The sequence below is a fragment of the Methanobrevibacter sp. genome (genome assembly GCF_045636185.1).
Classification (GTDB): Archaea; Methanobacteriota; Methanobacteria; order Methanobacteriales; family Methanobacteriaceae; genus Methanocatella.
Genome location: NZ_JAZTXC010000020.1, coordinates 1 through 12,879 on the forward strand (window position 1 = coordinate 1; position 12,879 = coordinate 12,879).

15 protein-coding genes and 1 pseudogene are annotated in these 12,879 nt (G+C 33.9%); 1 reads left to right on the forward strand and 15 read right to left on the reverse strand.

Annotated elements, in window-relative coordinates:
- Positions 1 to 111: 111 nt before the first annotated feature.
- From ACKI3Q_RS01510 to ACKI3Q_RS01545, 8 genes are all read right to left on the reverse strand, one after another.
- Positions 112 to 1,854, reverse strand: coding sequence for an ATP synthase subunit A (locus ACKI3Q_RS01510; RefSeq protein ID WP_407413606.1), 1,743 nt, complete (start codon positions 1,852 to 1,854; stop codon positions 112 to 114).
- Complete coding sequence (locus tag ACKI3Q_RS01515; protein ID WP_407413608.1) at positions 1,851 to 2,168, reverse strand: V-type ATP synthase subunit F; 318 nt, start codon at positions 2,166 to 2,168, stop codon at positions 1,851 to 1,853. The genes ACKI3Q_RS01510 and ACKI3Q_RS01515 overlap by 4 nt, the downstream gene beginning before the upstream one ends.
- Positions 2,165 to 3,313: a V-type ATP synthase subunit C gene (locus tag ACKI3Q_RS01520; RefSeq protein WP_407413610.1), complete on the reverse strand. Its 1,149-nt coding sequence runs from the start codon at positions 3,311 to 3,313 to the stop codon at positions 2,165 to 2,167. The genes ACKI3Q_RS01515 and ACKI3Q_RS01520 overlap by 4 nt, the downstream gene beginning before the upstream one ends.
- A gap of 16 nt (positions 3,314 to 3,329) precedes the next feature.
- Positions 3,330 to 3,941, reverse strand: coding sequence for a V-type ATP synthase subunit E (locus ACKI3Q_RS01525; RefSeq protein WP_407413612.1), 612 nt, complete (start codon positions 3,939 to 3,941; stop codon positions 3,330 to 3,332).
- Positions 3,942 to 3,954: 13 nt separating this feature from the next.
- On the reverse strand, positions 3,955 to 4,446 hold the full coding sequence (locus ACKI3Q_RS01530) for a V-type ATP synthase subunit K (RefSeq protein WP_407413614.1): 492 nt from the start codon (positions 4,444 to 4,446) through the stop codon (positions 3,955 to 3,957).
- A gap of 66 nt (positions 4,447 to 4,512) precedes the next feature.
- On the reverse strand, positions 4,513 to 6,522 hold the full coding sequence (locus ACKI3Q_RS01535) for a V-type ATP synthase subunit I (RefSeq protein ID WP_407413615.1): 2,010 nt from the start codon (positions 6,520 to 6,522) through the stop codon (positions 4,513 to 4,515).
- Positions 6,523 to 6,533: 11 nt separating this feature from the next.
- The gene (locus tag ACKI3Q_RS01540) at positions 6,534 to 6,848 is read right to left on the reverse strand and encodes an HrpE/YscL family type III secretion apparatus protein (protein ID WP_407413617.1); all 315 of its coding nucleotides are present in this window, start codon (positions 6,846 to 6,848) and stop codon (positions 6,534 to 6,536) included.
- A gap of 175 nt (positions 6,849 to 7,023) precedes the next feature.
- On the reverse strand, positions 7,024 to 7,374 hold the full coding sequence (locus ACKI3Q_RS01545; protein WP_407413619.1) for a hypothetical protein: 351 nt from the start codon (positions 7,372 to 7,374) through the stop codon (positions 7,024 to 7,026).
- Between the two features lie 39 nt (positions 7,375 to 7,413).
- On the opposite strand from ACKI3Q_RS01545, the gene ACKI3Q_RS01550 reads away from it, so the two are divergent.
- Positions 7,414 to 7,749, forward strand: a complete 336-nt coding sequence (locus ACKI3Q_RS01550; RefSeq protein WP_407413621.1) for a hypothetical protein — start codon at positions 7,414 to 7,416, stop codon at positions 7,747 to 7,749.
- Between the two features lie 25 nt (positions 7,750 to 7,774).
- Here ACKI3Q_RS01550 and ACKI3Q_RS01555 read toward each other — a convergent pair whose 3' ends face one another.
- From ACKI3Q_RS01555 to ACKI3Q_RS01585, 7 genes and pseudogenes are all read right to left on the reverse strand, one after another.
- The gene (locus ACKI3Q_RS01555) at positions 7,775 to 8,113 is read right to left on the reverse strand and encodes a hypothetical protein (protein WP_407413623.1); all 339 of its coding nucleotides are present in this window, start codon (positions 8,111 to 8,113) and stop codon (positions 7,775 to 7,777) included.
- Between the two features lie 6 nt (positions 8,114 to 8,119).
- Positions 8,120 to 8,626 carry a nitroreductase family protein gene (locus tag ACKI3Q_RS01560; protein WP_407413625.1) on the reverse strand — a complete coding sequence of 169 codons (507 nt, stop codon included), beginning with the start codon at positions 8,624 to 8,626 and terminating at the stop codon, positions 8,120 to 8,122.
- Complete coding sequence (locus ACKI3Q_RS01565) at positions 8,627 to 9,424, reverse strand: citryl-CoA lyase (protein ID WP_407413627.1); 798 nt, start codon at positions 9,422 to 9,424, stop codon at positions 8,627 to 8,629.
- A 47-nt stretch (positions 9,425 to 9,471) separates the two neighbouring features.
- A complete protein-coding gene (locus tag ACKI3Q_RS01570) occupies positions 9,472 to 10,317 on the reverse strand; it encodes a fumarate hydratase (RefSeq protein ID WP_407413629.1) in 846 nt (281 codons plus the stop codon).
- A gap of 5 nt (positions 10,318 to 10,322) precedes the next feature.
- Entirely contained in the window at positions 10,323 to 11,225 is a 903-nt protein-coding gene (locus tag ACKI3Q_RS01575; RefSeq protein WP_407413631.1) for a peptidase, read from the reverse strand.
- Positions 11,218 to 12,627, reverse strand: coding sequence for an MmgE/PrpD family protein (locus ACKI3Q_RS01580; protein ID WP_407413633.1), 1,410 nt, complete (start codon positions 12,625 to 12,627; stop codon positions 11,218 to 11,220). The genes ACKI3Q_RS01575 and ACKI3Q_RS01580 overlap by 8 nt, the downstream gene beginning before the upstream one ends.
- Positions 12,628 to 12,694: 67 nt before the next feature.
- A pseudogene (locus tag ACKI3Q_RS01585) lies at positions 12,695 to 12,879 on the reverse strand (hypothetical protein); the annotation flags it as partial.

Genomic DNA, 12,879 nt, shown 5'->3' on the forward strand with positions numbered 1-12,879 from the left:
TATCTACAATTTCATTGTAACCAACGCCTTCTACTCCTTCAACAACCATCAAAGGACCTGAGACTTCAGATACAGTAGTATATTCTCTAGTTTTAATATTTGTATTCATTTTTAAGCCTCACTGCATTGTTTAGTAATTGCGGATTGAATTTCTTCAATTTTTGCATCAAATTCATCTTGTGGTATGTATTTCATTTTACCAATTTCTTCTTTAACAGGTAAAGCTACAATATTTGCAATAGGAGCTCCTCTGTTAACAGCTGCAAGAGATTCATCGTAGAATTTAAGAATGGTTTTTAACATTTTATACTGTTTATCTGGAGCACAGTATGTATCTACGTCATCAAATGCATTTTGTTGTAAGAAATCTTCTCTTAACATACGTGTAGTTTCTAAAGTAGCTTGGTCAGTTTCTGGTAATGCATCAGGACCAACTAATTGTACAATTTCTTGTAACTCTGATTCTTTTTGTAAAAGACTCATAGCTTGGTCACGAGTTTCTCTCCAATCTGCAGCTACATTTTCAGCCCACCAACCTTCAATACTGTCTACATATAAGGAATAACTTTGTAACCAGTCAATTGAAGGGAAGTGACGTTTATCTGCAAGGGATGCATCTAACGCCCAGAACACTTTACAGATACGTAATGTGTTTTGAGTAACAGGTTCAGATAAGTCCCCACCAGGAGGTGATACAGCACCAACTACGGAAATAGATGCAACATTGGATTCGGTACCAATAGTTTCTACTCTTCCAGCTCTTTCGTAGAATTGAGCTAATCTGGATGCTAAGTATGCTGGGTAACCTTCTTCCCCAGGCATTTCTTCTAATCTTCCAGAAATCTCCCTCATAGCTTCAGCCCATCTTGAGGTTGAATCTGCCATAAGTGCTACATCGTAACCTTGGTCACGGTAATATTCTGCAATAGTAATACCAGTATATACACATGCTTCACGAGCTGCTACCGGCATGTTAGAAGTGTTTGCAATAAGAACTGTTCTGTCCATTAATGGGTTTCCAGTTTTAGGGTCGTCAAGGAATGGGAACTCAGTAAGTACCTCAGTCATTTCGTTACCACGTTCTCCACATCCGATATATACAACAATATCTGCGTCAGCCCATTTAGCTAATTGCTGTTGAGTAACAGTTTTACCTGATCCGAATGGACCTGGAATAGCTGCTGCTCCTCCTTTAGCTACGGAGAAGAAAGTGTCTTGTGCTCTTTGACCAGTTACCAATGGTATATCTGGGTCTAATTTTCTAACATAAGGACGGCTTCTTTTAACAGGCCATTTTTGGAGCATTTGTACTTTTTCGCCACCTACTTCAGCAATATCTTCCAATACGGTATATTCGCCTTCAGGAGCAATTTCAGTTACTTCACCTTCTAAAGTTGGAGGAACCATAATTTTATGTAAAACTGCGGTTGTTTCTTGAACTTCACCAAGAACATCTCCAGCTTTTAAAACATCTCCTACTTTAGCTACAGGTTTAAATGCCCATTTTTTCTCTTTATTTACAGAATCTACATCAATTCCTCTAGCAATAAAGTCACCAGATTCTTCTCTGATGATTCTTAATGGTCTTTGAATTCCATCAAAAATAGAACTCATTACACCAGGACCGAGTTCTACAGACAATGGACCTCCTGTACATTCAACTACTTCACCCGGTTGAATACCGGCTGTTTCTTCATATACTTGGATAGTTGCGGTGTCACCTTCAAGTTCGATAATTTCCCCGATAAGCTTCTGTTCACCTACCCTAACCATCTCAAGCATCTGGGCTCCTCTCATACCATCTGCGATAATAACAGGCCCAGCAATTTTAATAATTTTTCCTTCAATAATCATTTAACCATCTCTACCCCGATGACTCTTTTAATAAGATCGTTCATTTGATCAGCGGACCCTTCTGAGGACCCATCTTTATCAGGTATCTCAATTATCATTGGTAATACATCAGAACCAATTTTTCTAGAAATATGATCTCTAATTTCATTAGCTAATACTTGAGTAATAATAATAATTGAAATGTTTTCATCTAAAAATTTATCAAAAGCTGCAATAGCTTCTTCAGAAGTATTGACTACTTCTGCTTTTTTGACACCACCAAGTCTAAATCCAGATACAGTGTCAATATCACCAATAATTGCTACGGAACTCATATTAACATCTCCATGATTTTAGAATTAGGGAAATCTGCTTCTCTTTTTGCTCTTGCAATAATTTTTAAATTTTTAATCTCATTTTCTTTTTGACTTAAATAACCAATAATTGGACCAATACCTAATGGTTTTTTAATAGCTAAAGATTTTGAATAGTTAGAAGAGTATGCATCCAATGCTTTTTCAAATACAGCAACGGAACCGGTTTCATTATAAACTGGCATTGCATCAGCTAATGCACTGGAATATTTTGTTCCTTCCAAACCAGAAATCACATTTGTAACATCTGGTGAATCCATTAAATCTTTAAGTTTCCATTCACGTAATTGATAACCGTCAGCCAAAATGTAATGTGAAATATCATCATAAGTTAAACCATCTTCTTTAGCTCTTAAAATTAATTTAAGGTTATCAACATCTACTTGAGTTCCAACATATGAATATAAAATTTGTTTATTTTCATCGGAAGGAACATCAGAAGAACGTAATAAATTGCTTAAATAATATTTATCTAAAGCCGCTTCTAATGGAAGAGTCATTTGTTTTTCTTCATATTCTGGAAGAGCGTCCTCTAAAACAGTTGCATATTCAGTGGAGTCTAAACTTGTTACGATATCTGTAACATTGTCAGTGTCAACCAGAGATGTTAAATCGTCATATAAAGATCCACAAGGGATTAATAACTCTCTTGTTTCATCAGGAGTAAGACCTACCTCTTTAGCAGTTAAAAGACTTTTAATATTGTCAATATCAGTTTTCTTTGACATTATGACAAATGGGCCTTTAACATCTTTAGGAGCTACTCTTGCAATATAGTCATATGTATTAGCACGTTCAACATCCAATGCTTTATCAAGTGGATACTCATCTAAAACATTAGCATAATCAGGACTACCTCTGAGATAATTTTCAACTTCTTCAACATTGTTGGTTTCAACGAGTTCAGAAATTTGTTTTTCATCAAATAATCTTCCTGTTCTTGCTCTTACTCTTGCACTCGGGTTAAGATAAGGATAAATGTCCAAAATTGGTCTAGATGTAATGATTACAACAACTGCACCAACAATAAGTAATGCTATAACACAAAAGACAATGGTTGTCTCTAGTGAAAATCCAAAAGCACTTACTGCTGCATAATCTACCATAATTTATCCTCCTATATTATTTAAATAAAATTTCTGCAACTTCACTACGTAATAAACTTTTAAATCTATCTAACCTAGCTTCAATAGTATTATTAACTTCAATATCCCCATTACTAGTTTTTAAAACAGCACCACCGATAGTATCGATAGGTTCACCTATTTCAAACTTAATACCCTCAATTTCGAAAGTAGAGGCATTTGAAAGTTGATCTTTAAATTTATTAGTATCAGCTTCGTTTAATTGAATAATTAAATCATCACTACCAATTTCATCAGCAGCCTCTTTAATCATTTTAGTTAATGCATCATCGTATTCTTCATCGCCAGATGCAGCTTTTTCTTTTAATTCAGCTGTAGCTTTTTCAAAAGCTGCCTCGATTACTTCTTCCTTAGCGCCTAATTCAGCTCTACGAGCATTCATCTTAGCTTCAGAGATAATTTGCTGATATCTCATATCAGATTGTTTTACACCATTTTCTAAAATTTTAGTTTTTTCAGCATCTGCAGTTTTTTCAGCTTTTTGAGTAATTGCTGAAACTTCAGCATTTGCATCCTGAATGATTACATCAGCTTTCCCTTGGGCTTCAGACATAATGCTTGAAACAATTTTATCTGTGCCTGAGCTCATATAAATTGCCTCCTTAAGCAGCCAACATTCCACTGAATACCATAAGCAAGATAGCAATCAAGAAACCGTAAATAGCTTGGGTCTCTGGTAATGCAGAGTAAATAATACCACGAGCAAACATTTCGTTGTCTTCAACAACAGCTCCAACAGAGGATGCTGCAGCTATACCTTGTCCCATACCGGAACCTAAACCAGCAAATCCAATTGCTGCACCGACACCAAGAGCTATGATACCTACATTAAGGTCAAATTGAGATAAATCACCGTTTAATAATCCGGAGAAAACTAATAATAAAATTGCAATCAAGAACCCATAAATAGCCTGAGTTTCTGGTAATGCAGAGAAAATAATACCTCTAGCAAACATATCGTTATCTTCCGCAACTGCACCTACAGAACCCGCAGCTGCCATACCTTGACCTAAACCAGAACCTAATCCGGCAAAACCAATTGCTACTCCAGCACCAATAGCTGCTAAAGCAGTACCTGTAATTTCTACTACCATAATTAATTCACCTTTGAAATAATATTGATTTTTAATTTTAATTTAAAGTATATAAATGAAAAATTTTTAATTTTTAATTTTAGTAAATGTTCTTTTTGCTTTGAAAGCTTCGAATTTACCCTTACCACTCATGAAGAATTGTGAAAAGAACTCAACATAGTTAAGACGCAAAGCATTAATAAATGCACCCAATACCTGGAAAGCAAAGTTTGCGATATGTCCAAATACAAATATAATTATTGCAAGAATTATACCTAAAACTGGGATTGGAACCATACCATTAATTAAATTAGCTAAGATGTTTACGGTCATTGCAATACCACCAGTAGCTAAACATAATGCTAAAAGACGCGCATAAGATAAGATATCTCCCATATAACTGAAAACATCCATCACACCATATGCACCATTAGCCCATATTAAAATTCCAAGGGTTATAATTACCAATACTCCACCTATTGCGTATCCGATTATACCTACTGCAGGAACCATATATCCTAAAGCAAGGAAAACAATACCTGCTTCAAATATGAACCAACAAATTTGGGATCCGAGAGCTTCTTTAACATTTCCATATCTTAAATTATCAATAGCACCAATTATGAAACCGATATTAGTATAAACAACACCGACAGCGATAGCTATATATAAGATATGATCAGGATGTTCAAATGCTTCAACAGCACCAATTACGGTCGGTACTTTAACACTAAAGTATTTCGGCAAGTCTCCAACAACACCATTGGTTACTAAACCCAGAATTATAGCCCACAGACCAGACCATATTAAAATCCATCCGAATGCATTCATGGTTTTATTAATTTTACCTAATCCACGTAATAAAATTACACCGATTAAAGATACTAGTATACCATAACCTGCATCAGTTAAACAGAACCCAAAGAAGAATGGAAAAGTAATTGCAAGGAACAAAGTTGGATCAATTTCGTTATAACGTACTGGAGAGTACATTTCAACGAGATATTCAAATGGTTTTGCATACCATCCATTTTGTTGTAAAACAGGAACGTCTTCGTCATCTGTGCCTTCAACTTCAATTAATTCAAAAGCACAATGTCCTTCGGAGCTTTTTTCAACTAATTGTTCAACTTTTTCTGTATCTTTTACAGGTACCCATGCTTCAAGAACATAGGAATCTTTAGTTTGAACAAAAGCAGAAAGAATTTCATTTTTTTCTTTTTCATTTTCTAATTGTTCTTTGAGAGATAGTATTTCATCATCCCACTGTTCAGCAACTGCTCTTAATTCAGTTTTAACAGTATTACGTTCTGATTCAATAGCTGATAATCTAGAATCAGCATTGGAAATAATCTGTTGAGGAGTACCTTCAACATCACCAATTTCTATTTTCTCAAAGTCAAATTTACGAAGTGTTGAATAAACATCATCACTATACTCTTTTAATGTTACTACAACAATGATGTTTCCTTCTTTATCATCAGTCATAGGAACAGTATATACTTCTAATTCATCTGTCAATTTACTTAATTCATTTTTGATTTCTGAAGTAGATTCAGCGTTAATCCTACCAACAGTTGTAGAAGTGTACTTAGAATCTTTTAAAAGAGCTAAATCCATGTCAAAATTATATAAATGTCTAGCTAAACTTTTATTAGACTTTAATTCACTTGTTTCGGAGTCGAGAGCGGCTAGTTTTCCCTCAATAACATGCGTCTTACTCCCTACTTGAGATAGCGTTTCTTCAGCTTTTTCAATAAAAGCCTCAGTGTCCAAATCTTCAATTTCTTTCTGTACTGGCATATCCGGACTAATAAAAGACATTAAAGTGTCTTTCAACCCATGGCCTTCTGATAAAGAATTTCCGAAAAGTTCAGATATACCGTTAGTTTTCATCAAGAGTGAAGATAATTTTCCCGCATATGGAGTAGCTTTTGCTGGAGTTACTAATTCCGCCAATTCAGGATCTTGCTGAATACTTTCAGAAATGTCACTCATTTGTACTAACCCTTGTTCGTGGAGAGCATCCACTGTAGGAGCTACATACTTCTCGAGTGTAACTATTCTAATTTTTCGCATTCTAGCTGTCTTGAACATATAATCTCTCACTACAAAATATTTTTGACAATAACTGAAGCAGCTTCATCAACATTTGCCATAGCCTTTTCTTTTAATGCTTTTACATCATTATCAGAATTAGCAGCAATAGTTTTAGCTTCTTCTTTAGCTTTATCTTCTGCATCAAAAACAGTATTTTTAGCTTCTTCCTCTGCTGATTTCTTAGCCTCAGCTATTATTGATTCGGCATTAACTCTAGATTCATTAATTAAATCTTTTGATTGAGATTCTGAATCAATAATTAGTTGTTCAGCATCAGATTCGGCTTTTTTTATCATTGCGATTGCTTCTGATATCTCTGCCATAATAAATCACCATGGTATATTTAATTTTTATTAAGTATAATATATATCTTTTACTATATTTTTCTGAAAAATAAAACTAAACATGACTTAAACTAAAAAATAATAACAAAAATAAAACAGTTTTATGAATAAAAAGTATTAAAAAAAGAATTAAAAAAAATAAAGGAAAAAAAGATTATCTATAGAAAAATTTAAGAATACTTTTAGGCAATTTCATAAGATAAGCCAAAATAGCTATTGTAATAATGATAAGACCAATTATAGCAAAGCCATAATTATATGGAATATCCAATATGGAATAACCTACGACACCAATAACAATACCTTCAAAGAAAAAGACTGCTTTTGTCCATTCAGGTTTATATGATATAATAAGATAAGCAATACCTAAAAGAACAAGAATAATTGATGTAGCAATTGTATCATTAGTTAATACATCTCCTCGAACTATTGGAAGAATTCCAACAACTATTAATATAATAGCTACAAACATTCCAAGCATTTTAAAAAGTTTAACATTAGCCATACATCAATATTTAATTATCTTAATATAAATACTATTTTTATGAAAAGATGTGTTTGGATAATACTTAACAAGAACTTTGAAATGATGCTTGACGGAGAAATTTTTGAAGACAAACTTCAATATAAAAAATTCTCCCCTGGCGAAGACATATGGACAGAAGAGCTTCCACTATTAAAAATAGCCGATGAAAAAATTCAAAAGGAATATGATGAGTTCAGACAAGACATTTTGACCTTGTTTTTGGAACCTCAAGTCAATGAAGTATTCATCAATGCCAAGATTGGAGAAGAATCAGAATACGACAACCCTTCAATATCAACGCCACTGATAATAAGAAAAATAGAAGAATATGATGTTGAGGAAATCATAGGGTAATCATTTCCTTCAACCACACAATTAATTAAAATAGTTTATTTGCTTTTTCAAGCACTTGTTCCATAGTATTGAACTCCAAGTCTTCACCTTCTTCAGATTTCATTTCAGTAGTTATTAAAACATAAGGTGAAGCCCATAAGTAACTGTATGTGAAATATACAAGATTTACTAATAATGCCCATGCAGTAACAAATAATCCAATAACCAAGAATAAAATATGGACATAATAATTTCCATATCTTTTCTTTTGCATTAAAATGAAATGTTTTTCTTCCTGTTTTTTCGTAAATTTATGTTCAGATAATTCCTCTGAAATTCTATTCATTTCTTTAGAATTATCTGCCTTTAAAATAAATAAATCCATGTTAATCTATAAGTATACAGTAAATTCATCGATTTCTTTTCTTGGAGTATCTCTAGGTTCAGCATCACCGTAACCGAGAGGAGTGAATAATACAGGTTCCTCTGAATCTTCAAGCTGTAAGAATTCTCTTGCTTTATCCGGTTTGAATGCTGCAATATAACAGGTTCCAAGACCTACATTGGTTGCTGCTAAAATAATATGATCCATTACAATTGTTGCATCAATATCTGAAATACATTTATTATCATATTTTCTAACCCATGCCTCGTCGGTTTTTGCAACTACACACAACACATATGGTGCCTGTGTAAACCATTTAGCAGAATATATTTCGGATAATGCTTCCTTGTTTTTCTTTGTATCAATCACATAGACTTTAAAAGGCTGATAATTTACTCCAGTTGGAGCAATAGTAGCGGCCTTTAAAACATAATCCAATTTTTCCTTTTCAACCTCTTTATCCAAATATCCCCTTACACTATACCTCTTATTGATTACTTCATCAAATTCCATTTAAGGACCCCCATATACTACATCATCTAAATCGCAAAAACGCCTAAATTCATCTTCATCCATTTTTTCTTCATGAATATGAGCAATAATTCCCGGAACACGACCTATAATAAAAATGCCTAAACCCAAATCTGGTGTAAATCCCAAATCTGATAAGATAGCGGCATTTGCACCATCCACATTTAACTTTATTCCCTTATTCTGATGGACTAAATCTTCAATAGCTACTGCCAATTTAATGTGAGGTCCAACAAAACCTTCTTTGATTGCCATTTGAATTAATTTTTCTGCCCTGGGATCAGTTGTATGGTACCTATGACCAAAACCAGGTATTTTTTCTTTACCTTGTAAATAATCGTTGTAAATATCAATTGCCAAACTTGCAATTTGTTTATTGTCCAAATCAGAATCTTCCGTTAGAATTAATGAGTTTATTCTAGACTGATATAAATTCATTGTTTTTTCAATAGCTCCTGCATGTTTGTGACCAAAAGAAAGCAATGCTCCTGCAACTGCAGAGTTCATGGATGAACCTGATGAAGCTATGATTCTTGCAGTTTGTGTGCTTGGAGGAGTTACACCATGGTCACAAAAGGAAACTAGAACATGATTAAACATTTTACTTTCTTTAATGGAAGGCAATCTTCCTTTTAAAAGCAAATAAATCATATCTCCATATCGAATTTTTTCAATTAAATCCTGTTGATTGTATCCTCTTGTAGTCAGCTTATTGGGTTCTACATTAGAAATAGTAGTTTTTAAAGAGTGTTCATTTACATGGAAATTATTTTCTTGCATGATTAAAATATAATCCCATAAGATTAATAAATGTTATAGTATAACAATTATAATTTTAGAGTTGATTTTCTTGGCTCGACAAAACAGGATGGCCTAACTGAAACTATGCGAACTCCGCTGGCCCTCTGATTTCCAATTTTTATAAAAGTGCCCAAAACAGTAGTGTTGCCGCCGAATCCCAAAGGTCCAATATTGCTTTGGTTTAATTTTTCGCTGACATATTTTTCCTCATTGGCTAAGTTATCCAAATTGCCATGAATCATTGCTTTTAACATTAATGATGATGCTTCATAGTGAGTTCTTCCAATGCCAATTGCAGGAATTGAAGGAGTGCAGCCCAGAAGCTTTAAAGAATCTTCAAGCCAACCGATTGCTTCACTGATGACAACATCAAAAGAACGTTTATGATAAACTCTATATGTTTTTGCTCTTATTTCAGGTCCTCCTCCCTGAAGCAAAAAATGAACATTCAGCGTATCGGGATCTTGAGCATTATCTATTAAAAAGGAAGCAGGCTTCATTAAACCCGGATTATCATATAGTCCGCATGATTGCTCAATTCTTTCAATGTCATTTCCCTTTACTGCCATAGGCCTTGCAGGAAGTTTATTTAATCCCTGATAGATTCCCTCATTAATTTGGGCTATTAATTCGGAGGTAATTTCTCTTTCTGCTCCAAGCTCGATAACCACATGAGGGATTCCCGTATCGTCACATAATGGAAACTTCGTTTTTTCGGCAACTTCATAGTTTCTTAAAATTTGAGTTAATGCCCATGATGCGTTTTCATTAGTTTCATTCCTAATGGCGGATTTTAAAGCGTTTTTCTTATCTTGAGATAAACAGGTGCTTGCTTTAATTATGGAATCAGCTACATTATCAACAATGTCCATTATAATCACTCAGGAATTGCTAAATCATTAGAATCTTTAGGAGACATTACTGCATCTGGTGCATAGCGTTTTATCATCCTTTCAACCAGTTTAACCTGTTTTATTCTAGCAATTGCTTCTTTTTCTGTCGTGTCCCAGTTGTGATTGGCTGCAACGGAACCTCCAGTTTTGAGATAGACCGGAGATGCGACTTCAATAAATTTAGGAACTTCATAATGCCTGATAAATCCTCCTGTGGATTTTGGATTTTCCGTATGCAAATCAATTGGGATGTCAATAGCATTTCTAATTGATGCAAGCATAGGTATTTGTAAATCACGAACTGGATTTAGAGAATCAAGACCAATGGATTCCAGAAGTTTTGCTGAAGCGGGATTTCCATGACCTGCATGCGCAGATATTTTAAAGTGAAGGTTTTTAGGCAAAACCCCTTCAAGCCTCATCTGATTTAGGACATACAATAAACCCTCATCATAGAGCAATATTCCACGAACACCGAATCCAACAGCCCTTTTAACATCTTCAATTGCATAAAGAAGATTGTCATAGCCTCTTAAACGATAACCAATCCTACTTCCTTCTTTTGTATGAACAGTAGCGGAAGTATCGTAGGTTGCTCTAGGTCCAACTGATAAAAATAATTCACAGCCATACTCTTTAGCCAAATCAACCATTTCAACAATTTCATCATCACTAAGCAACATTATTCCTTTGGTCTGCGTTACTCTGTGAATTACGATATTCTGATTTTGAGCCTCATCCAAAAGAGTCTTCATTGTTTTAGGTGATTGAATTCCGGGAACTTCAAATCTGAATTGTCCCCCATCTTCAAAAGTCTTATCTGATTTAAAATTAGAATCAACTTCACCAATGCCTATCTGATTTAAAAAATCTTTAGTATTATTCATTTAAAACCCCAACAACATCAGTCATTGAATAATTACCCAATTCATCAATTATTACTAGATTATTAATATTATAATTCGGATTTAAACTCTTGAATTTGTCAATCAATTCACTTAGGTCATATGGATTTTCAAAGTCCCCTTTAGGAATAAAAGTAATATTTTGAAATACACCATTTCTAAACTCTTCATCCAATTTAATTATTACGTTTGAAGGCCTTTTGTTTGGATATAACTCATTTAACTTTTCATCATCCAAAATAATCATCTTATTTACAAGATCTTTAATATTATTTACCTTATCAACAGTGGAATAGTTTTCAAATAACCCATAGTCAACTAATCTATCCAATGAATCTATAGTAACTTCCCCCATAACCAGAGTTATGGCTACAGCATAAGGAAGACTTTGTTTTAATTCCTCCAGGTTTTTCGGGTTGAAATTATTATGGTCTGCTGCAACACCATATGTTTTAACTGCCACATTTTCAATATGAATATACTCTTCACCCAGACTGGTCCTTAATTTAAGTGCAGTATCTATGGAAGAATGCAGATGCCTGCAAAACGGATACTTTTTAAAGTAAATATCCCTGACCTTAACGATTCCAACATCTTCCAAAATTGAATCAAAAGAATAATCATCACTATTAAAATCTTCATTATAAACCATTGACTTTAAAAATCCTTCAGAACCTTCAACTATGGTTTCAGCACCAGTGAACCCATTTCTTGCAAGAAATGCAGACAATATACCATTATAATTTGCTTTGCCAACATGAAGAACTTTACCCATACTTCCAGCATGATCTGATTCCAATAATCCTGCCGCCTGAGTTCCACACAAACCTAAAGCATTAACTATCTGTGTTTCGTCAAGTTTAAGTAATTTAGATGCAACAGCACCGGAAACAAAAGTTCCAATAGTTCCAGTTGTGTGAAAACCATTTTCCCTATGGCGAGGATTGACCATTTTTCCAAGGAGTATTCCAACTTCATAACCTACAATAACAGCTTCAAAAAATTCTTTACCACCTAACCCATAAGCTTCAGATATTGCTAAAGCAGTCGGAAATATTACAGCCCCCAAATGTGCTTGAGCTTGTCTGTGGCCATCATCCAACTCTAAGGTATGTGCTGAAATACCATTTAAAAAAGCAGCATTCAATACATTAGTTTTTACACCTGGCTTTCCAATGACTGATGCTTTCAAACCTGAATTATCATTAACGTGAAATATCTCATCAATAGTGTTAAAAGCCAATGATGGAGAATTTTCATTAGCTCCCCTATAGGTTACACCAAAAAAATCAAGAAAAGCTGCCTTAACAGTATTTATTGACTCAACAGTAGCCTGTTCATAACGATAGTTTGAAATAAATTTAGAAATATCTCGCAAAAACATAATAATCTCAACATTATTTATGTAAAAATAATCTTAAATAGTTTATTAAAAAAAATAAGAAGTAGGTTTAAACGGCTGGAACACCGGTTAAAACAAGAACAATATGAGCTACAATTGCAGCGCCAAAATAAGTTGAAGCAATAACCAATACAGTAATGATAATGGCTCTCCAACCTAAAGCCTTAAATTCATCCCAGCTTTTACCCATTCCAATACCGACATAAGCTAAAAATACTGTTACAATAGATAAAA

What these genes read in the sequence shown, in the direction of transcription:
- ACKI3Q_RS01510 (WP_407413606.1), bottom strand. Translation starts at nt 1,854, where the DNA reads ATGATTATTGAAGGAAAAATTATTAAAATTGCTGGGCCTGTTATTATC.
- ACKI3Q_RS01515 (WP_407413608.1), bottom strand. Translation starts at nt 2,168, where the DNA reads ATGAGTTCCGTAGCAATTATTGGTGATATTGACACTGTATCTGGATTT.
- ACKI3Q_RS01520 (WP_407413610.1), bottom strand. Translation starts at nt 3,313, where the DNA reads ATGGTAGATTATGCAGCAGTAAGTGCTTTTGGATTTTCACTAGAGACA.
- ACKI3Q_RS01525 (WP_407413612.1), bottom strand. Translation starts at nt 3,941, where the DNA reads ATGAGCTCAGGCACAGATAAAATTGTTTCAAGCATTATGTCTGAAGCC.
- ACKI3Q_RS01530 (WP_407413614.1), bottom strand. Translation starts at nt 4,446, where the DNA reads ATGGTAGTAGAAATTACAGGTACTGCTTTAGCAGCTATTGGTGCTGGA.
- ACKI3Q_RS01535 (WP_407413615.1), bottom strand. Translation starts at nt 6,522, where the DNA reads ATGTTCAAGACAGCTAGAATGCGAAAAATTAGAATAGTTACACTCGAG.
- ACKI3Q_RS01540 (WP_407413617.1), bottom strand. Translation starts at nt 6,848, where the DNA reads ATGGCAGAGATATCAGAAGCAATCGCAATGATAAAAAAAGCCGAATCT.
- ACKI3Q_RS01545 (WP_407413619.1), bottom strand. Translation starts at nt 7,374, where the DNA reads ATGGCTAATGTTAAACTTTTTAAAATGCTTGGAATGTTTGTAGCTATT.
- ACKI3Q_RS01550 (WP_407413621.1), top strand. Translation starts at nt 7,414, where the DNA reads ATGAAAAGATGTGTTTGGATAATACTTAACAAGAACTTTGAAATGATG.
- ACKI3Q_RS01555 (WP_407413623.1), bottom strand. Translation starts at nt 8,113, where the DNA reads ATGGATTTATTTATTTTAAAGGCAGATAATTCTAAAGAAATGAATAGA.
- ACKI3Q_RS01560 (WP_407413625.1), bottom strand. Translation starts at nt 8,626, where the DNA reads ATGGAATTTGATGAAGTAATCAATAAGAGGTATAGTGTAAGGGGATAT.
- ACKI3Q_RS01565 (WP_407413627.1), bottom strand. Translation starts at nt 9,424, where the DNA reads ATGCAAGAAAATAATTTCCATGTAAATGAACACTCTTTAAAAACTACT.
- ACKI3Q_RS01570 (WP_407413629.1), bottom strand. Translation starts at nt 10,317, where the DNA reads ATGGACATTGTTGATAATGTAGCTGATTCCATAATTAAAGCAAGCACC.
- ACKI3Q_RS01575 (WP_407413631.1), bottom strand. Translation starts at nt 11,225, where the DNA reads ATGAATAATACTAAAGATTTTTTAAATCAGATAGGCATTGGTGAAGTT.
- ACKI3Q_RS01580 (WP_407413633.1), bottom strand. Translation starts at nt 12,627, where the DNA reads ATGTTTTTGCGAGATATTTCTAAATTTATTTCAAACTATCGTTATGAA.